21 protein-coding genes and 1 tRNA gene are annotated in these 18,801 nt (G+C 70.8%); 16 read left to right on the top strand and 6 right to left on the bottom strand.

Annotation, left to right across the window (positions count from 1 at the left end; translation table 11 throughout):
* Positions 1-114 precede the first annotated feature (114 nt).
* Entirely contained in the window at positions 115-741 is a 627-nt protein-coding gene (locus tag OG361_RS20960) for an HhH-GPD-type base excision DNA repair protein (protein ID WP_405855697.1), read from the top strand.
* Between the two features lie 115 nt (positions 742-856).
* Positions 857-2,410: a M28 family metallopeptidase gene (locus tag OG361_RS20955; protein ID WP_405855695.1), complete on the top strand. Its 1,554-nt coding sequence runs from the start codon at positions 857-859 to the stop codon at positions 2,408-2,410.
* A gap of 30 nt (positions 2,411-2,440) precedes the next feature.
* On the opposite strand, the gene OG361_RS20950 is transcribed toward OG361_RS20955, so the two are convergent.
* Entirely contained in the window at positions 2,441-4,054 is a 1,614-nt protein-coding gene (locus OG361_RS20950) for a helicase HerA-like domain-containing protein (RefSeq protein ID WP_405855692.1), read from the bottom strand.
* A gap of 97 nt (positions 4,055-4,151) precedes the next feature.
* On the opposite strand from OG361_RS20950, the gene OG361_RS20945 reads away from it, so the two are divergent.
* Both OG361_RS20945 and OG361_RS20940 read left to right on the top strand, forming a co-directional pair.
* Positions 4,152-4,448 carry a type II toxin-antitoxin system VapB family antitoxin gene (locus OG361_RS20945; protein ID WP_017240525.1) on the top strand — a complete coding sequence of 99 codons (297 nt, stop codon included), beginning with the start codon at positions 4,152-4,154 and terminating at the stop codon, positions 4,446-4,448.
* 148 nt (positions 4,449-4,596) lie between these two features.
* Positions 4,597-5,226 (top strand): LytR C-terminal domain-containing protein, encoded by a 630-nt coding sequence (locus OG361_RS20940; RefSeq protein ID WP_405855690.1) that lies wholly within the window; start codon positions 4,597-4,599, stop codon positions 5,224-5,226.
* A gap of 149 nt (positions 5,227-5,375) precedes the next feature.
* Here the strand turns inward: OG361_RS20940 and upp are convergent, their stop codons facing one another.
* Positions 5,376-6,011, bottom strand: a complete 636-nt coding sequence (upp, locus tag OG361_RS20935) for a uracil phosphoribosyltransferase (protein WP_384571533.1) — start codon at positions 6,009-6,011, stop codon at positions 5,376-5,378.
* Positions 6,012-6,103: 92 nt separating this feature from the next.
* Between upp and OG361_RS20930 the strand changes: the two genes are divergently transcribed.
* The 9 genes from OG361_RS20930 (at position 6,104) to OG361_RS20890 (ending at position 11,977) form a co-directional block, all read left to right on the top strand.
* Positions 6,104-6,313, top strand: a complete 210-nt coding sequence (locus tag OG361_RS20930) for a hypothetical protein (protein WP_055646140.1) — start codon at positions 6,104-6,106, stop codon at positions 6,311-6,313.
* Positions 6,314-6,517: 204 nt separating this feature from the next.
* Entirely contained in the window at positions 6,518-7,057 is a 540-nt protein-coding gene (locus tag OG361_RS20925) for a hypothetical protein (RefSeq protein ID WP_405855687.1), read from the top strand.
* 185 nt (positions 7,058-7,242) lie between these two features.
* Positions 7,243-7,671, top strand: a complete 429-nt coding sequence (gene tadA / locus OG361_RS20920; protein ID WP_384571528.1) for a tRNA adenosine(34) deaminase TadA — start codon at positions 7,243-7,245, stop codon at positions 7,669-7,671.
* Between the two features lie 90 nt (positions 7,672-7,761).
* Positions 7,762-7,846 (top strand) — tRNA-Ser (locus OG361_RS20915).
* A 466-nt stretch (positions 7,847-8,312) separates the two neighbouring features.
* Positions 8,313-8,474, top strand: coding sequence for a hypothetical protein (locus tag OG361_RS20910; RefSeq protein WP_384569273.1), 162 nt, complete (start codon positions 8,313-8,315; stop codon positions 8,472-8,474).
* A 10-nt stretch (positions 8,475-8,484) separates the two neighbouring features.
* Positions 8,485-8,778, top strand: a complete 294-nt coding sequence (locus OG361_RS20905; protein WP_384568995.1) for a Dabb family protein — start codon at positions 8,485-8,487, stop codon at positions 8,776-8,778.
* A gap of 211 nt (positions 8,779-8,989) precedes the next feature.
* On the top strand, positions 8,990-9,835 hold the full coding sequence (locus tag OG361_RS20900; RefSeq protein WP_384568997.1) for an RNA polymerase sigma factor SigF: 846 nt from the start codon (positions 8,990-8,992) through the stop codon (positions 9,833-9,835).
* Positions 9,836-10,070: 235 nt separating this feature from the next.
* A complete protein-coding gene (locus OG361_RS20895) occupies positions 10,071-11,036 on the top strand; it encodes an RNA polymerase sigma factor SigF (protein ID WP_405855685.1) in 966 nt (321 codons plus the stop codon).
* 62 nt (positions 11,037-11,098) lie between these two features.
* Entirely contained in the window at positions 11,099-11,977 is an 879-nt protein-coding gene (locus OG361_RS20890; RefSeq protein WP_405855683.1) for a hypothetical protein, read from the top strand.
* On the opposite strand, the gene OG361_RS20885 is transcribed toward OG361_RS20890, so the two are convergent.
* Complete coding sequence (locus OG361_RS20885) at positions 11,964-12,917, bottom strand: oxidoreductase (RefSeq protein WP_405855681.1); 954 nt, start codon at positions 12,915-12,917, stop codon at positions 11,964-11,966. The genes OG361_RS20890 and OG361_RS20885 overlap by 14 nt on opposite strands.
* Before the next feature lie 100 nt (positions 12,918-13,017).
* On the opposite strand from OG361_RS20885, the gene OG361_RS20880 reads away from it, so the two are divergent.
* Positions 13,018-13,638, top strand: a complete 621-nt coding sequence (locus OG361_RS20880) for a TetR family transcriptional regulator (RefSeq protein ID WP_405855679.1) — start codon at positions 13,018-13,020, stop codon at positions 13,636-13,638.
* Positions 13,639-13,720: 82 nt separating this feature from the next.
* On the opposite strand, the gene OG361_RS20875 is transcribed toward OG361_RS20880, so the two are convergent.
* On the bottom strand, positions 13,721-13,948 hold the full coding sequence (locus tag OG361_RS20875; RefSeq protein WP_405855677.1) for a hypothetical protein: 228 nt from the start codon (positions 13,946-13,948) through the stop codon (positions 13,721-13,723).
* A gap of 167 nt (positions 13,949-14,115) precedes the next feature.
* Here OG361_RS20875 and OG361_RS20870 point away from each other — a divergent pair, with 167 nt between their 5' ends.
* Together OG361_RS20870 and OG361_RS20865 are read left to right on the top strand one after the other, a co-directional pair.
* The gene (locus OG361_RS20870; RefSeq protein ID WP_405862368.1) at positions 14,116-14,559 is read left to right on the top strand and encodes a MarR family winged helix-turn-helix transcriptional regulator; all 444 of its coding nucleotides are present in this window, start codon (positions 14,116-14,118) and stop codon (positions 14,557-14,559) included.
* 15 nt (positions 14,560-14,574) lie between these two features.
* Positions 14,575-16,176 (top strand): MDR family MFS transporter, encoded by a 1,602-nt coding sequence (locus OG361_RS20865; RefSeq protein WP_405855675.1) that lies wholly within the window; start codon positions 14,575-14,577, stop codon positions 16,174-16,176.
* 180 nt (positions 16,177-16,356) lie between these two features.
* On the opposite strand, the gene OG361_RS20860 is transcribed toward OG361_RS20865, so the two are convergent.
* Both OG361_RS20860 and OG361_RS20855 read right to left on the bottom strand, forming a co-directional pair.
* Entirely contained in the window at positions 16,357-17,145 is a 789-nt protein-coding gene (locus OG361_RS20860; protein ID WP_405862366.1) for a TetR/AcrR family transcriptional regulator, read from the bottom strand.
* 47 nt (positions 17,146-17,192) lie between these two features.
* Positions 17,193-18,728 carry an MFS transporter gene (locus OG361_RS20855; protein ID WP_405855673.1) on the bottom strand — a complete coding sequence of 512 codons (1,536 nt, stop codon included), beginning with the start codon at positions 18,726-18,728 and terminating at the stop codon, positions 17,193-17,195.
* Between the last annotated feature and the right edge of the window lie 73 nt (positions 18,729-18,801).

Raw genomic sequence — 18,801 nt, 5'->3', positions numbered from 1 at the left:
TGCACCCCGCGGGCGAACCCACCGGGCGTGCACCCCGCAGGCGAACCCACCAGGCATGCACCCCGCAGGTGAATCCACCAAGCGGACGCTCCGCCGAAGCGTCATGATCGGTTCATGAGCACCAAGGCCACGCCCCCCGACATCCACCTCGCCCAGCAGCCGGAGGCCGACGCGCTCCTCGGCCGTTCGCCGCTCGCCGCGCTCGTCGGCATGCTCCTCGACCAGCAGGTTCCGATGGAGTGGGCGTTCTCCGGCCCGTACACCATCGCCTCGCGGCTCGGCGCGGACGATCTCGACGCACACGAGATCGCCGCCCGCAACCCGGAGGAGTTCGCCGCGCTGCTCTCCGAGAAGCCGGCCGTGCACCGCTTCCCGGGCTCGATGGCCCAGCGCGTGCAGCAGCTCTGCCGGTTCCTGGTCGAGGAGTACGGGGGCGACGCCGAGGCCGTCTGGGCGGACGCGGCGACCGGGAAGGAGCTGCTCGCGCGGCTCCAGGCGCTGCCCGGCTTCGGCAAGCAGAAGGCGCAGATCTTCCTGGCCCTGCTCGGCAAGCAGTACGGGGTGCGGCCCACGGGCTGGCGTGAGGCGGCGGGCCCGTACGGCGAGCAGGGCTCGTACCGATCGGCCGCCGACATCACCGGCCCCGAGTCGCTCGCCAAGGTGCGCGCCCACAAGCAGGAGATGAAGGCGGCGGCGAAAGCGGCGAAAGCCACCAAGGAGGCCAAAACATCCGGGAATTGATAACTCCGGATGTCAATCATGCTCAAGGTGAGAGGAATTACGCAGAACCTGTTCACAGAACGCCCTTGAGATCGCTAACTTCCCCTCAACCTCGTCCGTACCGGGAAGGACTTCTGTGAACGCAACCCAGCGCCGTGCCGCGGCCATTCTGGCCGCCGCCGCCCTCGCCACCCCGCTGGTGCTCGCCTCTCCCGCCACCGCCGGCCAGGACCCCACGGCCGCGCCGGCCCGCGATGCCGCCAAGCTGGCGAAGAAGCTGGTCCGCGAAACCTCCGCGCAGGACGCCTTCAAGCACCTGCAGAAGTTCCAGGCGATAGCCGACTCGGCCGGCGGTCACCGCGCGGCCGGCTCGCTCGGACACGACGCCTCGGCCGCGTACGTGTACACGCAGCTCAAGAAGGCCGGCTACAACGTCTCGTACCAGAAGTTCGAGTTCATCTACACGGAGACGCTCGCCGAGAAGGCCTCCGTCGTCTCCCCCGCGCCCCGCACGCTCGACATCAAGGCGATGACGTACACCAAGTCCACCCCGGTCGGCGGCATCACGGCGCCCCTCGCGGCCGTGCCCGTCGACGCCGACGGCACCACCGGCTGCGAGCCGGGCGACTTCGCCGCCGGCACCTTCACCGGCAAGATCGCCCTGATCCAGCGCGGCGGCTGCGCCTTCGCGATCAAGCAGGAGAACGCCGCCGCGGCCGGAGCCGCCGCCGCAGCCATCTACAACAACGTCGACGGCGCCCTCTCCGGCACCCTCGGCGACCCCGCCGCGGGCAAGATCCCGACCGGCGGTCTCACCAAGGCCGAGGGCGCGCAGCTCACCGCCGACCTCGCGAACGGCCCGGTCTCGCTCTCCCTGGAGATCCGCCAGCTCCAGGAGAAGCGGACCACCAACAACGTCATCGCGGAGACCAAGGGCGGCAACGCCGCCAACACCGTGATGCTCGGCTCCCACCTGGACTCGGTCACCGCCGGCCCCGGCATCAACGACAACGGCTCCGGCTCCGCCGGTCTCCTCCAGGCCGCCCTGGAGCTCGCCAAGTCGAAGGACAAGGTCCGCAACAAGGTCCGCTTCGCCTGGTGGTCCGCGGAGGAGAACGGCCTCCTCGGCTCCGCCCACTACGTGAAGAACCTGACCGCGCTGGACAAGAGCGAGATCAAGCTCTACCTCAACTTCGACATGATCGCCTCGCCGAACTACGGCCTGTTCGTGTACGACGGTGACAACTCCGACAACGTCGGTGCCGGCGCGGGCCCGGAGGGCTCGGCCCAGCTGGAGCGTGACATCACCGACTTCATGGACAAGAGCGGGGTCCCGCACGAGGGCACCGACTTCACCGGCCGCTCCGACTACGGCCCGTTCATCGGGGTCGGCATCCCCTCCGGTGGCACCTTCACCGGCGCCGAGGGCATCAAGACCGCCGCCCAGGCAGCCAAGTTCGGCGGCGAGGCGGGCGTCGCGTACGACGTGAACTACCACGCCAAGGGCGACGACATCCGCAACGTCAACATGCGGGCCTTCGACGTCAACATCGACGTCATCGCCAACGCCGTGGGCACCTACGCCCACGACATCTCCTCGCTCCGCAAGCCGGTCGTCTCCGTCCCGACCACGGGCGACGCGGGCAGCGGCGGCGGCCTGCACGACGACCACCACGAGGTCACCGAGTAGTCGCTGCCGGCACCGCCCGCCGCTCCGGAATCACTTCCGGCGGCGGGCGGTGCCGAAGATCGAGCGGCTGATCTCCCGGCCCAGCTGGGTGCCGATCGACCGGGCCAGGGACGTGAAGATCCCGCTGCCCACCACCTGTTCGGCGAGCGAGGGCTCCGGCTTCGGAGCCCTCGCTTCCTGCTGCGAGGACTCCGAAGCCTTCCCGGCCTGCTTCCCGGCCTGCTTCCCGGCCTGCTTCTCGGCTTCCTTCGCGGCCTCCTTCGCGGCCTCCTTCGCGGCCGCGGCCTCCATCGCCGCCGCCTCCGCCGCCCGCTGCTCGGCCGTCAGCCGCTCGTACGCCGACTCCCGGTCCACCGCCTCCGCGTACCGCCCGTACAGCGGCGAGCCCTTCACCGCCGCCTCCAGAGCGGCCGCGTCGATCGGGCCCATGAGCGACTCCGGGGCCCGCAGCCGGGTCGCCGCCACCGGGGTCGGGGCGCCCTTCTCGCTCAGTACGGTGATCACCGCCTCGCCCGTACCGAGCCCCGTGAGCACCTCCTCCAGGTCGTACGCGGAGTTCGGGAAGGTCCGCACCGTCGCCTTGAGCGCCTTCGCGTCGTCCGGGGTGAAGGCGCGCAGCGCGTGCTGCACCCGGTTGCCGAGCTGGGCCAGCACGTCCGAGGGAACGTCCTTCGGGGTCTGCGTCACGAAGAAGATGCCCACGCCCTTCGAGCGGATCAGCCGGACCGTCTGCGTGATCGACTCCAGGAACGCCTTCGACGCCCCCTTGAAGAGCAGATGCGCCTCGTCGAAGAAGAAGACCAGCTTCGGCTTCTCCAGGTCGCCGACCTCCGGCAGGTCGTTGAAGAGGTCCGCCAGCATCCACATGAGGAAGGTCGAGAAGAGCTGCGGCTTGTCCTGCACGGCCGGCAGCTCCAGGACCGAGACGATCCCGCGCCCGTCCGCCGCCGTCCGCAGGAACTCGCCCGTGTCGAACTCCGGCTCCCCGAAGAAGCCGCCCGCACCCTGCTGTTCGAAGGCCGTGATCGACCGCAGGATCACCCCGGCCGTCGCCGTCGAGAGCCCGCCGATCCCCTTCAGCTCGGCCTTCCCGGTGTCCGAGACCAGGAAGGCGACCACCGCCCGCAGGTCCTTGAGGTCGACCAGTTCGAGGCCCTTGCCGTCGGCGTAGTGGAAGATCAGGCCGAGCGACTGCTCCTGCGTCTGGTTGAGCTGGAGCACCTTGGAGAGCAGTACGGGGCCGAAGCTGGTGACCGTGGCGCGCACCGGGATGCCGGGGCCGGTGCCGCCGAGCCCGTAGAACTCGCACGGGAAGCCCGTCGCCCGCCACTCCTGCCCGACCTGGGCGGCCCGCTCGCGGACCTTCTCGCCGTCCTCGCCGGGCGCCGAGATCCCGGAGACGTCGCCCTTGATGTCGGCGAGGAAGACCGGCACCCCCTGCGCCGAGAGCTGCTCGGCGATCAGCTGGAGCGTCTTCGTCTTGCCCGTGCCGGTGGCGCCGGCGACCAGACCGTGGCGGTTGAGCATCGGCAGCGGGATGCGGATCGCCGCGTCCGGGTGACACGCGCCCTCCCAGAGCAACGCCCCCAGATCGAGTGCGGCTCCGTCGAAGGCGTACCCGGCGGCGATCTCGGCGGCGGTCATGACGACACCCCAATTTCGGTTCTGTCACGGTTTGCACCAGCATCCCACTGGCCTCGCGTGGCTGCGCCGGTGGCCGCTCGCCCGGTAGGCTTTCCGTGTGATCTTCAAGCGCATCGGAAACGGAAAGCCGTATCCCGACCACGGCCGGGAAAGCACCCGGCAGTGGGCGGACGTCGCGCCGCGCCCGGTCCGTCTCGACCAGCTGGTCACCACCAAGGGCCAGCTGGACCTGGAGACGCTGCTCGCCGAGGACTCCACCTTCTACGGCGACCTCTTCGCGCACGTCGTGAAGTGGCGCGGCGATCTCTACCTCGAGGACGGACTGCACCGCGCCGTCCGCGCGGCACTCCAGCAGCGCCAGGTGCTGCACGCCCGCGTCCTCGAAATGGACTGAGACGGCGGAAACGAGACGGCGGAACCGAGGGAGACGGCGTCGGGCTCGCCGTTTCCACTGACCCTTTCGGGGTCAGTTCGCCCCCATCCGGACGCGATCACATGATCATCAAGTAGGCATCGCCGACGGGCGGCATTACGCTGCGTTCATGAGCATGCTCACTCCCCCCGGAATGGGCGGAAAGTACCGCATCACGGGGGATGTCTACCCGCGCCTGCGCCGCCCCCACCGCCGGCGCAGGATCATCCTCGCGGCCGCGGCCTCCGTGGTCGTGCTGGGCGCGGCCGGCTGGGGCACGCTCCAGCTCGTCGACGTCTTCTCGGGCGACGAGGGTACGAAGACGACCGCCGGGAAGCAGACCGACTGCAAACCCGTCGCCAAGGCGACGACCCCGCCGGCGTCGACCCTCCCGAAGCCCGGCCAGATCACGGTCAACGTCTACAACGCGACCCCGCGCAGCGGTCTCGCGAAGACGACCGCGGACGAGCTCAAGAAACGCGGCTTCAAGATCGGCAAGGTGGGGAACGCGCCCGCCGCCTACGACAAGAAGGTCCCCGGCGCGGGGCTGCTGCTCGGCGCCACCACGGCCACCAAGGGCGTCTTCCCGGTCCTCGGCACCCAGCTCAAGGGCGCCACGACCAAGACGGACACCCGGGGTACGGCGGACGTGGACCTGATCATCGGGACCGCGTTCAAGACGCTGTCCCCGAAGGCGACGGCGGACGCGGCCCTGGTCGCGCTGACCAAGCCCGCGCCCGTACCCACCGGAAAGTGCTGAGGGTCTGAGGGTCCGCTGAGCGTCCTCCTGAAGGACCGCTCAGCGGGACTGGACTACTCCGCCGAGCCGGCAGTCCCCTGCTCGGCGGAGCCGGCAGTGCCCTACTCGGCGGAGCCGGCAGTGCTCTATTCGGCGGAGCCGGCAGTGCTCTATTCGGCGGAGCCGTACATGCGGTCGCCCGCGTCGCCCAGGCCCGGGACGATGTAGCCGTTCTCGTTGAGACGCTCGTCGACCGAGGCCGTCACGACGGTCACCGGGGTGCCCGCGAGCTCGCGCTCCATGACCTCGACGCCCTCCGGGGCGGCGAGGAGCACGACCGCGGTCACGTCGTCGGCGCCGCGCTTGATCAGCTCCTGGATCGCCGCGACCAGCGTGCCGCCGGTCGCCAGCATCGGGTCCAGGACGTACACCTGGCGGCCCGAAAGGTCCTCCGGCATCCGCGTGGCGTAGGTCGACGCCTCCAGCGTCTCCTCGTTGCGGATCATGCCCAGGAAGCCGACCTCGGCCGTCGGGAGCAGACGGACCATGCCGTCGAGCATGCCGAGCCCGGCGCGCAGGATCGGGACCACCAGCGGACGCGGGTGCGAGAGCTTCACACCGGTCGTCGGCGTGACGGGGGTCTCGATGTCGACCAGCTCGGTCCGCACGTCCCTGGTGGCCTCGTAGGCGAGCAGGGTGACCAGCTCGTCGGCGAGCCGACGGAAGGTCGCGGAGTCCGTGCGCTTGTCGCGCAGGGTGGTGAGCTTGTGGGCGACCAGAGGGTGGTCGACGACGTGGAGACGCATGACTCAACAGTAGCCCGCCCCGCACTGGCGTCGACCCACGCCGCTGGGGGAAGGTGGGGGCACAGGGACCCAGCGATGGGGTGGTGTGGCCGATGCCCGACCTGGAAGAACCGGCCGAGGAAGCCGCCGAGGGGGCGGCCGATCGACCGGCACCGGAGACCGACGCGGAGCGCCGCAGGCGCCGCGCCCAGTTCCTTCGCGAGCTGAACGAGGCCAAGGCGCTGCGCGAGCGCGTGCAGCCGCGACGCGCCCGGGCCGCCCGGATGCGCCAGGCCATGCGCATGCGGACCTTCCGCTGGTGAGACCGCCGGGCGCGGCCCGCCGCGCGCCCCCTGTGTGCGCCGGGGTCGCACGCCCGCCCGATGGCGGTGCCCTTCAGACTGATGCACGACGCAAGAGCCGAAGACCTCTCCTGAACGCCCTGTTTCTGTCACGATGCCGATTGGGCGGGGCACCAGGAGCGCACCGCCGGAACGTCACACCTCTGATCAGTGGGAGAGAGTCAGGTGTACTTCACCGCACTGCTCGCGCGCACCGAAGACGGGTGGGAAGCGAGCGACACGGAGCTCGACAACGTGGAGACCCTGTCGGATCTGGCCGAGCTGGCCCGCGAGGCCTCGGACGACGACACGGTGATCGTCTACATCGAGCAGGAGGACGCGTGGTTCGGGATCGTCCGGATCGAGGGTGAGGAAGACCCTCGGATCTACGTCTCGGACGGCGCCGCCGCCGCTCGTTCCTCGTACGGGGAGATCCTCACCCGGGAGATCCTCGGCGCCGACCTCGACGCCGAGCTCGACGAGCTGGAGTCGCTGGACCTGGACGGCACGGAGGACGGGGAGCCGCTCGCCGACGACGCGGCCGAGGGCGACGAATCGGCCGACGCGGCCGAGTCCGTGGCCGTCCCCTCCGCCCCCGTGGGCGACGGGCTGGTCCTCGCGGACCTCGGCCTCTCGGAGCGCGAGCTCCGGGCGCTCGACGGCGACGCGCTCGGGGTGATCGCGGACGCCCTGGGCGCCACGGAGATCCTGGAGGCCGTCCGCTAGTGGCACGCGCGGTACCTGTCCCCGACCCCGGGCCCGACCCCGTATCGACGCCCGGGACCGACCTCGGGGCAAACCTCGGGACCGGACTCGGGGCAGACCCCGGGAGCGACCCCGGGGCCGGCCTCCGGGGCGACCCCGCGCCGGCGCCCGGCGCCGATCCCGTGCGGGACCCCTGGCGGGACGCCATGCGGCTCGCCCTGGCCGAGGCCGACGCGGCCCTGCCGGCCGGTGACGTACCGGTCGGCGCGGTCGTGCTGGCCCCGGACGGGACGGTCCTCGCCCGGGCGCACAACGAGCGGGAGGCCGCCGGTGACCCGACCGCGCACGCCGAGGTCCTCGCCCTGCGCCGGGCGGCCGCGGCGACCGGTGAGTGGCGCCTGACGGGCTGCACGCTCGTCGTCACCCTGGAGCCGTGCGTGATGTGCGCGGGTGCCCTCGTCCAGTCGCGGGTCGAGCGGGTGGTGTTCGGCGCGCTCGACGAGAAGGCGGGCGCGGCCGGCTCGCTCTGGGACCTCGTACGGGACCGGCGGCTCAACCACCGTCCCGAGGTGATCCACGGCGTGCTCGGCGAGGAGTGCGCGGAGCAGCTGACGGCCTTCTTCCGCACCCGCTGACGGCCTTCCCTCGCACCCGCTGACGCCCCTCACGACCTGCGCGTCGATACGGATTTCATCGCAGCGCCAGTTTCGGCTAAGCTCTCTCTCGGTAGCGTGTCCGAGCGGCCGAAGGAGCTCGCCTCGAAAGCGAGTGTGGCGCAAGTCACCGAGGGTTCAAATCCCTCCGCTACCGCTTCGATCGAAGGGCCCGGCGCATCAGCGCCGGGCCCTTCGGCGTATGTCCGGCCCCTCTTCGACGCGTGCCCCTGCTCTTCGGCGTGCGCCCCGCCCAGGCCCCCGGATGCCCCCGCGTACGGGAGAGGCCCCGGTCCGCGCTCGTGGCGCGGACCGGGGCCCTTCTCCGTAGGACGGGGGGAACGGCATCGGGGGGACAAGCCGTTCCCCCCGATGAAGAACCGGACCTGCAAGTCCTGCGCCGCAGTCAGGGGGGAAGCTTGCGGCGCGGACCCCGCAGTGCGGGCCGGTTCCTGAAGCCCTTCGGATTCCTGCCAGATCCTCCGGGCTCGACATCCATCCTGCTTGCCCGTCACCCTTCCGGGGGGCGGCAAAAGGCCTCGATCTCCGGGTCCTTGGTCCATAAAGCCTCGGTTAGAGTGGCGCGGTCGTACGGCGGGGGACAGGGGAGGGGCTGAGCAGTGGTGGAAGCGAAGAAGATCGCGCTGTACGCGATCGGGGTCTTTGTGCTCTACACGATCGTCACGTCTCCGGAGCGGTCCGCCGATCTCGTGCAGGTAGGGTTCGAAGGCATTGCCAGTGCCGCCCAGGGAGTCGGCCAGTTCATGACCGAACTCATCAAGTAGGAGTCCCTCCGTGATCCGCCATCTGGTCCTCTTCAAGCTCAACGACGGCGTCTCCCGCGAGGAGCCGCGCGTCGTCGCCGGCGTCGAGGCGTTCCGCGCGCTCGGCGAGCAGATTCCGGAGCTGACGTTCTGGGAGTGCGACTGGAACATCACGGACCGGCCGATCGCGTACGACTTCGCCATCAACTCGGCCGTCGAGGACACGGACGCCCTCCAGCGCTACCTGGAGCACCCCGCCCACCAGGCGGGTGTCGCCCAGTGGCGCGAGTTCGCCACCTGGGTGATCGCCGACTACGCCTTCTAGTCACACCGCCTTCGAGGCCCCCCGCCGTCATGGCGGGGGGCCTCATGGGTTTCTGGCCTCCCCTTTTTCCGCCACCATGCCCTCAACACGTGGCTATGCGGTGCTTGCACACAGTGGACATGTCTTGTGATGCTATGACCGCTTTTGACGGATGAGTTGACCGTAGTTGACCCAGTCGACCAGCAAGCCCAGCCAAAGGGGTGGCGTGAACGTGCCGGCCAGTACAGCGCCTCAGGTCCCGCCCCAGCACGAGGCAGGCGGGACGGAGACCCCGCGCCCCCGCCCCCAGAGCACCCGCGGCGCCGACACCCGGGCCCTCACGCAGGTGCTCTTCGGGCAGCTCAAGCACCTGGAACCGGGCACTCCCGAGCACGACCGGGTGCGCGGGGCCCTCATCGAGGCCAACCTGCCGCTCGTGCGGTACGCGGCGGCCCGCTTCCGCTCCCGCAACGAGCCCATGGAGGACGTCGTCCAGGTCGGCACCATCGGCCTGATCAACGCCATCGACCGCTTCGACCCCGACCGGGGCGTGCAGTTCCCGACCTTCGCCATGCCGACGGTCGTCGGCGAGATCAAGCGGTACTTCCGCGACAACGTCCGGACCGTGCACGTGCCCCGCAGGCTGCACGAGCTGTGGGTCCAGGTGAACGGCGCCACCGAGGACCTGACGACCGCTCACGGCCGCTCCCCCACGACCGCGGAGATCGCCCAGCGGCTGCGGATCGGCGAGGACGAGGTGCTCGCCTGCATCGAGGCCGGCCGCTCGTACCACGCGACCTCCCTGGAGGCGGCGCAGGAGGGCGACGGGCTGCCCGGGCTGCTCGACCGGCTCGGCTACGAGGACCCCGCGCTCGCCGGGGTCGAGCACCGGGACCTCGTCCGGCACCTGCTCGTACAACTGCCCGAGCGGGAGCAGCGAATCCTGATGCTGCGCTACTACAGCAATCTGACGCAGTCCCAGATCAGCCAGGAACTCGGCGTCTCCCAGATGCATGTGTCAAGACTCCTCGCCCGCAGCTTCGCGCGTTTGAGATCCGCAAACAGAATCGAGGCGTAACCGAAACGGGTAGACCGGTTCGGAGCAGTTCTGCGGCACCCCAAATGCCGTACACCCCTTGTTTCCTGCGGATATGCATCCTCGGCTTGTCGACAAGTCACTACAGCGTGTTGCCGACATGTGACATTCTGCTGGAACCGAGTTTGCCGCAGCCCCCCCGCCGGTATTCAGGTGGAGGCTGCGTTCCTCAGATGGTCGCGGCCACCGCGACCGTCCGCGACCTCAAGGGGGTGGCATGTCCACAGAACTGGGCAGCTCGAAGGTGCTCACGCTCACGCCCGTTCCCGTGCCCACGCAGACGACGGCTCCGACCGCGACCGAGAGTTCCGCGGCGAGCGCCGCCGGAACCGCCGTGGTGAGCGCCGTCGACAGTGCCCCCACCGGCGCGGAGACCGCGGCTCCGCCGCTGCCCGTCACGTCGGGCGCCCTCGACACCCGCACCCTCTCGCGCTCCCTGTTCCTGCGACTGCGCGCCCTCGACACGGAAGGCGTCGCCGCAGACAGCCCGGAGCGGACCTACGTCCGCGACACCCTCATCCAGCTCAACCTCCCCCTCGTGCGGTACGCGGCGGCCCGCTTCCGCTCGCGCAACGAGCCGATGGAGGACATCGTCCAGGTCGGCACCATCGGCCTGATCAAGGCGATCGACCGCTTCGACTGCGAACGGGGCGTGGAGTTCCCGACGTTCGCCATGCCGACGGTCGTCGGCGAGATCAAGCGCTTCTTCCGCGACACCTCCTGGTCCGTGCGCGTCCCGCGCCGGCTCCAGGAGCTGCGGCTCGCCCTCACCAAGGCCAGCGACGAACTCGCGCAGAAGCTCGACCGCTCCCCGACCGTCCCCGAACTCGCCGCCGTGCTGGGAGTGTCGGAGGAGGACGTCGTCGACGGCCTCGCGGTCGGCAACGCCTACACGGCCTCCTCCCTCGACTCCCCCTCGCCCGAGGACGACGGCGGCGAGGGCTCGCTCGCCGACCGCCTCGGCTACGAGGACACGGCGCTCGAAGGCGTCGAGTACCGCGAGTCGCTCAAGCCGCTGCTCGCCAAACTCCCGCCCCGGGAGCGGCAGATCATCATGCTGCGCTTCTTCGCCAACATGACCCAGTCGCAGATCGGCGAGGAGGTCGGCATCTCCCAGATGCACGTCTCGCGGCTGCTCACCCGCACCCTCGCCCAGCTGCGCGAGGGCCTCATCTCCGACTGACCTCCGGACCGACTTCCCGAAAACCCGGTTTTTCTGACGATGCGTCAGCCAGACTGGTGCCCATGAGGCGAAGGAAGCCGGGACTCGTGGCGGTGGCGCTCTGCCTCGGCGGGGCGCTGACCGCCTGTGGTGGCGGAGGAGACGGCGAGGGGTACGCGGCGGTGGGCGCCGGCCCCTCACCGAACGGCGCGGTCGCCCCCTCGGGCGCGGTCACGCTGGTCCCCCTGGAGAGCCCCACGGCGAGCGGGACCGCCTCCAGTACGTCGTTACCGGCGCCCACGCCGTCTTCCTCGGACGCGGACGCGGACGCGGGGCGCTCCGGCGCGCCCTCCACGGCGGGCGGGAGCACGGCGCCCTCCTCCGGCTCCCCTGGCGGATCGAGCGGCCCGGGCGGCCCGGGCTCTTCCGGTACGGGATCGGGTACGGCTCCGGCGACCTCCGGGACCGGCGGCTCCGGGAGCGGAACGGCCCCTGGCACCCGTCCCGGCGATACGGCGCCGGGCTCCGACGGCGGCACCCCGCCCCGTACCCCCTCCGCTCCCCCGCGGCCCGCGCCCGGCAGCGGCGCCCCGGACCCGTCGTCCACCGCGCCCCCGGCCCCCTCACCCTCCCCTTCTCCCACGCCCGCGCCCGCACCCGCCTCGCTGACCGTCTCCGCGCCCGTCCTGGCCGACGGCGACCGGCGGTGGTGCGAGCGGGTGACCGTCACCTTCCGCAACACCGACGGCACGGCGGCACGCTCGGGCACGGTCTCCTTCGCCACACACGTCATCGGCGCCCTCGGCGTCGACTGGGCGACGATCACCTCCGGTCAGCCCCTGCCCGCGCCCATCGCCGCGGGGACGGCGCGGACGCAGACGTACGACGTGTGCGTGGACTCCTGGCGGGTGCCGCTGGGCATGCGGATCGACACCCAGCGGGTCACCGTCAGCTGGCAGTGACCGGGAAGCGCACCCCCGTCAGGTCCTCCGACACGTCCCACAGCCGGCGCCCCGTGTCGGCGTCGGCCGCCGCGTCGGAGAGGCGTACGCGGGTCGGGGCGCCCCGCAGCTCTGCCGGGCCGTCCGGGCCGATGAACTCGCCGCCCTCCACGGACGGGTCGGTCGCCGCGTACAGCTGGGGCAGCGCACCCCGCTCCGGGGACTGGGCCAGCAGCGGGTTGCCGATGCGCCCGAAGACCAGCCGTGTCAGGCCGCGCGTGTCCCGGGTCTGGAGGTTCGTCGCGGTGTAGCCGGGGTGGGCGAGCACGCTGCGGACCGGGCTTCCGGCCCCGGTCAGGCGCAGATGGAGCTCCCGGCCGAAGACGGCGTTGGCGAATTTCGACTGGTTGTAGAAGGCCATGGGGGCGTACCCGCGCTCGCCGTCCAGGTCGTCGAAACGGAGGCTGCCCTGGCGGTGGTTGATCGAGCTGACGGTGACCACCCGGGGATCCCGCCCGGCGGCGAGCAGGTCGAGGAGCAGCCCGGTGAGCGCGAAGTGGCCGAGGTGGTTGGTGGCGAACTGGAGCTCGTGCCCCTGGGCGCTCAGGGTGCGGGGCGGTGCCATCACTCCCGCGTTGTTGACGAGCACGTCGAGGCGCGGGTACTCCTCGCGCAGCCGGGCGGCGAACGCGCGTACCGAGTCGAGGTCGGCGAGGTCGAGCCGCCGCACGTCGAGGAGGCGGGCGTCCGGCGGGCGGTCTCCCGCCCCCGGTGCCACCAGGCCCTCGACGACCTCGCGGCCCTTCTCCTCGTCCCGTACCGCGAGGATCACGCGCCCGCCCCGACGGGCGATCGCGCGGGTGGTCGCGAGGCCGAGGCCGCTGGTGGCTCCGGTGACGACGAAGGCCCGTCCGGTCTGGTCCGGGACGCGGTCGGCGGTCCAGCGCTGCTTCTTGGTCATACGACACACGTTGCCGTTCGTGTCACCGAGTGTCAAGCAGTGCTCTTAGTGCCATAGGCGCGCCCTGGTGTCAGACAAGGCACCGCGTTACCATCTCCTCGTGAGCACCCGCCCCGACCTCAGCCTGGCCCAGCGCAAACGACAGCTCGTCGCGACCGAGCTGACCGAGGCGGCACTCCAACTGCTCGCCCTCAACGGCTTCGACGCGGTCACCGTCGACGAGATCGCGACCACCGCCGGCGTCTCCAAGCGCACGTTCTTCCGGTACTTCGCGTCCAAGGAGGACGTGGTCGTCCAGTTCCTGGCCGACATGGGCGCCGACATGCGTGCGGGGCTCGCCGCCCGGCCCGCCGGAGAGCGCCCCTCCGAGGCGCTGCTGCACGCCGTCTCCGTACCGCTGGCCGTCTGCGGCGACCACGCCGAGCGCGCCCTGCCGGTGGTCCGGCTGATCCTGCGGACGCCCGCGCTGCTCGCCCGCTTCCTGGAGCACGAGGCACGGTGGCGGGAGGAGCTCACCGAGGAGCTGGCGGAGCGGCTGGGGGTCGACCCCGGGGTCGAGCTCTATCCGCGGCTGGCGGCGGGCATGGCCATCGCCGCGTTCGACACGGTGCTGCACCACTGGAGCGCCGAAGGGGACTCGCACGGCGCCGAGGACCCGACGGCCCTCATCGGCCGGGCCTTCGCGCTGCTCGCTCCCGCCCTGGACCGGGAGACGTTCTAGAACAGAGGCCGTAAAGCAGAGGTGGGCCGGGTCCGCTCGATGCGGACCCGGCCCACCCGGAGTGTGCGGAGGAGTCGGGCGGTCAGCCCAGGGCCAGCCAGGCGACGGCCGCCAGGACGGCGATCACCGCGACCACGCCGACGATCAGGCCGACGCGCGGCCCGGTCGCGGGAGCCGCGGTCTGCGGCTGCTGCCGCTGCGGAGCGCCCTCGTCGACGAAGGCGCGGAACATCTGCGTGTTGCCGGCGGGGTCGTAGGAGCCCTCGGGGCCCTGGCCCTGGCCGTACGGTGCTTGGGGGTTGTGTGCCATGAGCCAGGACCCTAGCGGGGTGCGGGTGGGCGGCCCAAGCCCCACCACCCCCGATCGCCCTTTGCCGATTCTTTAGCGCCGTTTGACCGATTTAGTTTGCCTGAAGCAACCATCCATCTCTATGGTTGCCCTAAGCAACAACATCCATGGAGTGCCCGATGGATCCGATGGACAGAGGCAAGCGCTACGAGAACCTCGCCCGCCAGGTGAGCGCGATCGGAGCGGTGAAGCGCGGACTCGCGCGGACCCTGCCCGCCGAATGCCCCGGCGGATCCGCGATCGTCCTCGCTCTGCTCCACCACCACGGAGACATGCGGATCGGCCGCGTGTCCGAGCTGATGGCCGTCGACATGTCGGTCAGCAGCCGCCACGTGGCCCACACCGTGGACCGCGGCTGGGTCGAGCGACTGCCCGACCCCGCCGACAAGCGCTCCCGCATCCTGCACCTGACCGCCGCGGGCGAGTCCATGCTCGCCGTCCTCGACCGACGGCTGACCGACATGCTCGCCCGCACCCTCGTCGAGTGGTCCGACGAAGACGTCGAACTCCTCACCGACCTGCTTGCCCGCCTCCGCGACTCCTTCGGGGACTGCCGGGCCCACCACGCTTGAGAACGAAGGAAGTTGATGGCTACCACCACACCTGCCACCGGTGTGCGCGGCGGGAGCGCCCAACAGGGGGACACCGCCACCGGCGGCGCCCCGATGACGCACCGGCAGATCATGGAGGCGCTCTCCGGGCTGCTGCTCGGCATGTTCGTCGCCATCCTGTCCTCGACGATCGTCTCCAACGCCCTCCCCCAGATCATCACCGACCTGGGCGGCGGCCAGTCCGCGTACACCTGGGTGGTCACGGCCGCGCTCCTGGCGATGACCGCGACCACCCCGCTCTGGGGCAAGCTCGCCGACCTCTTCTCCAAGAAGCTGCTCGTCCAGATAGCCCTGGTCATCTATGTCGCGGGCTCGGTCGTCGCCGGTCTCTCGCAGAGCACCGGCATGCTCATCGTCTGCCGTGTCGTCCAGGGCATCGGCGTCGGCGGTCTGACCGCCCTCTCCCAGATCATCCTGGCCGCGATGATCGCCCCGCGTGAGCGCGGCCGGTACAGCGGCTACCTGGGCGCGACCTTCGCCGTCGCCACCGTCGGCGGTCCGCTGCTCGGCGGTGTCATCACCGACACCGACTGGCTCGGCTGGCGCTGGTGCTTCTACGTCGGCGTGCCGTTCGCGATCATCGCGCTGATCGTCCTGCAGAAGACCCTGAACCTCCCCGTCGTGAAGCGTCAGGTCAAGGTCGACTGGGCGGGTGCCTTCTTCATCAGCGCCGCCGTCTCCCTGCTCCTCATCTGGGTCACCTTCGCGGGTGACAAGTACGACTGGATGTCCTGGCAGACGGCCGTCATGGTGCTCGGCGCGGTCGCCCTCGGCGGGATCTTCGTGCTCGTCGAGTCGAAGGCGAGCGAGCCGATCATCCCGCTCCGCCTCTTCCGCAACCGCACGATCACCCTGGCCTCGCTCGCCTCGCTCTTCGTGGGTGTCGCGATGTTCGCCGGCACGGTCTTCTTCAGCCAGTACTTCCAGCTGGCGCGGAACGAGTCGCCGACGATGTCCGGCGTCCTCACGATCCCGATGATCGCGGGCCTGTTCGTCTCGTCCACCGCCTCCGGCATGATCATCACCAAGACCGGCAAGTGGAAGGCGTGGCTGGTCAGCGGCGGCGCCCTGGCCGCCGGCGGACTCGGGATGCTCGGCACGATCCGTTACGACACGACGTACTGGCACATCGCGATCTTCATGGCCGTCCTCGGCCTCGGCCTCGGCATGATGATGCAGAACCTCGTGCTCTGCACCCAGAACCAGGTGGCCCCCGCCGACCTCGGCGTCGCCTCCTCCGTCGTCACCTTCTTCCGCTCCCTCGGCGGTGCGATCGGTGTCTCGGCGCTGGGCGCGGTCATGGCCCACCGGGTCACGGACTACGTCAAGGAGGGCCTGGCCGAGCTCGGTCCGAAGGCCGCGGGCGCCATGGGCCAGGGCGGCTCGGGCGGCGGCATCCCGGACATGGACAAGCTGCCCGCCCCGATCCGTACGGTCATGGAGAGCGCGTACGGACACGGCGTCGGCGACGTCTTCCTCTACTCGGCGCCGTTCGCGCTGCTCGCCTTCGTGGTGACCCTGTTCATCAAGGAAGTCGCCCTGAAGAGCAGCACGGTGACGCCCTCGGAGGAGAGCTAGAAAAGCTCCCGGCCGCGCTTCGAGCGGAGGCGCGGCCGGGTCGGGAACGGAGCGGCGGGCAGGGGACGGCCCGCCGCTCCGTCATTTCTGCGTGGGTCCGTCATCTCCCCCGCCGCTCGGTCATCTCCCCCGCCGCTCGGTCATCTCCCCCGCGGGTCGGTCGTCTCCCCCGCCGCTCCGTCATTTCTCCGTGCCGCGTGGCTCTTCGGCCTCGCGCGCGACCATGACCTCGATGCCGGCGACCAGGACGTCCAGGGCGTAAGCGAAGTCGCGGTCCCAGACGGCGCTGACGCTGCCGTGCGAGGCCCGCTCGTCGAGGATCTCCTTCATGCTCTCGACCCGCCCCTGGAACTCCGGGTCCTCCCGGAACCCCTTGATCGCGTCCACGTAGAACTCGTCCTGCGACATGCCGGCCTCCGCCGCGCGTCGGCCGAACTGGGACTCGATCGTCCCGTAGCCGTACACGAACTGGAAGACCGCCGACATCGCGCTCGGCTGGCGGTCCAGCGAGAGGCCGGTGTCCCGGATCGCCTCGTGGATCTTGGAGCCGGCGGCGATCGCGTGCGGGCCGATGTTCAGGTACTGGCCGGCGCTCGGCGACATCCACGCGTGCCGGACCAGCATCCGCCGGTACTCCAGGGCGAGCACCCGGATCCGCTCCCGCCAGTCCCCGGCGGCATCGACCGCTTCGAGGTCGACCTCCCCGTAGACGGTGTCCACGGCGTACTCGATGATGTCGTCCTTGGTGTCCACGTACCAGTAGAGGGACATGGCCGTGACGCCGAGCTCGGTCGCGAGCTTGCGCATCGACAGCTTGGCCAGGCCCTCCTCGTCGAGCATCCGGATCGAGGCGGCGACGATCCGGTCCCGGTCGAGCCCCGCCGGGCCGCCGCCGCTGCGGGCGGCCCGGTTCTCCAGCCAGACGCTGGAACGCGCCGGGTTCTTGGCCCGATCGGCTGCCTTGACCATCGCGCTCCTCCGTCTGTCCGTGACCGTCACCATGCTAAGCAGCGTGGCTAGGCCGCGGTCTCCACCTGCTCCGTCCCGGCCGACTCCGCCGCCCGCGCGGCCCTGGCCTCCGACCGCTCGGCCCGCGCGAGGAGGGCCGCGGCGACCAGACCGCCGACGAAGACGGCGATCGCGCCGACCAGCTGGCTGGTCTGGAGGCCGGAGGCGAAGGCGTCGGAGATCTCCTGACGCTCGGCCTCGCCGCCCGCGGCGGCCAGCGCGGCCGGGAGCGAGGTCGCGGTGACGGCGACCAGAGCGGCGAAGCGGGCGTTGAGCACGGCTCCGAGGACGGCGACGCCGAGGCCGTTGCCGAACTCGGCGAGGGTGCCGTTGATACCGGCGCCCACGCCCGCCTTCTCCGGCGGGATCGAGCTCATGATCGCGTTGGCCATGGCCGGGGACGAGACGGCGATGCCGCCGCCCATCAGGACCAGGCCGAGCAGCATGCCCCCGTAGCTGCCGTCCGTACCGCCGCCGAGCAGCGAGATCGAGGTGAGGCCGCCGGCGACCAGGGTCATGCCGAGGACGACGGTGGGCGGGGTGCCCAGCCTCATGACGATCTTCGGGCCGATGCCGGTCAGATTGAGGGCGACGATGGTCAGCGCGAGCGGCGCCATCCGCAGACCCGCCTCCAGCGGCTCGTAGCCGAGCACGAACTGCAGGTGCTGGGTGAGCAGGAAGAGCGAACCGCCCATGCCGAAGACGACCAGGATCGAGCCGCCGATGGCGCCGACGAACTTCTGGTTGCGGAAGAAGTGCATGTCGAGCATCGGGTACGGGGTGTGCAGCTCCCACAGCGCGAAGGCGCCGAGGCCGAGGAGACCGATGGCGGCCGGGATCAGGACCTCGGTGGAGAGCCAGCCGTGCTCGGGGCCCGTGATGATCGCGTACACGACGGCGGTCATGCCGATCGTGGAGAGCAGCGCGCCGAGCAGGTCCGGGCGGTCGCCCTGCGGGTTCTTGGACTCGGGGACCAGCTTGAGCACGGCGACGAGGGCGACGACCGCGACCGGGATGTTGATGAGGAAGATCATTCCCCACCAGAAGTGGTTGAGGATCACGCCGCCGATCAGCGGCCCGCCGGCGAAGCCGAGCGAGGCGACCGTGGACCAGAGCGCGATGGCCTTGACCCGCTCGGAGTCGTCGAAGATCTGCATGACGACGGCGAGGGTGGTGGTCATGAGGAGCGCGCCGCCGACGCCCATGCCCGCGCGGGCGGCGATCAGCTGCGCGGTGGAGTCGGCGAGGCCGGCGGCGAGCGAGCCGAGGCCGAAGAGCGCGAGACCGAGGGCGAGGAGCTTCTTGCGGCCGTACCGGTCGGCGGCGTTGCCCGCGCTGAGCAGCAGGCCGGACTGGACGAGCGAGTACGCGTTGATCATCCACTGGATGTCGGTGGTGGTCGCGTGGAGTTCGGAGGTCAGCGAGGGGATGGCGACGCTGAGCACGGTGTTGTCGAGCAGCACGGTGAGCTGGGCGAGGCAGATGACGCCGAGGATCAGCCAGCGCTGTGGGTGGCCACCGGTGGGCGCGGTCGACGCCGTCATGGCAGGACTCCTTGTACGGTGTACGGGACTGGGTCTCGTACACCGTACAAGGGCTCTCGTACGCTGTATAGCG

It is taken from the genome of Streptomyces sp. NBC_00090, assembly GCF_045160815.1.
GTDB lineage: Bacteria > Actinomycetota > Actinomycetes > Streptomycetales > Streptomycetaceae > Streptomyces.
Note: the sequence above shows the minus strand (reverse complement) of the source record. Positions and strands in the feature narration are given on the sequence as shown.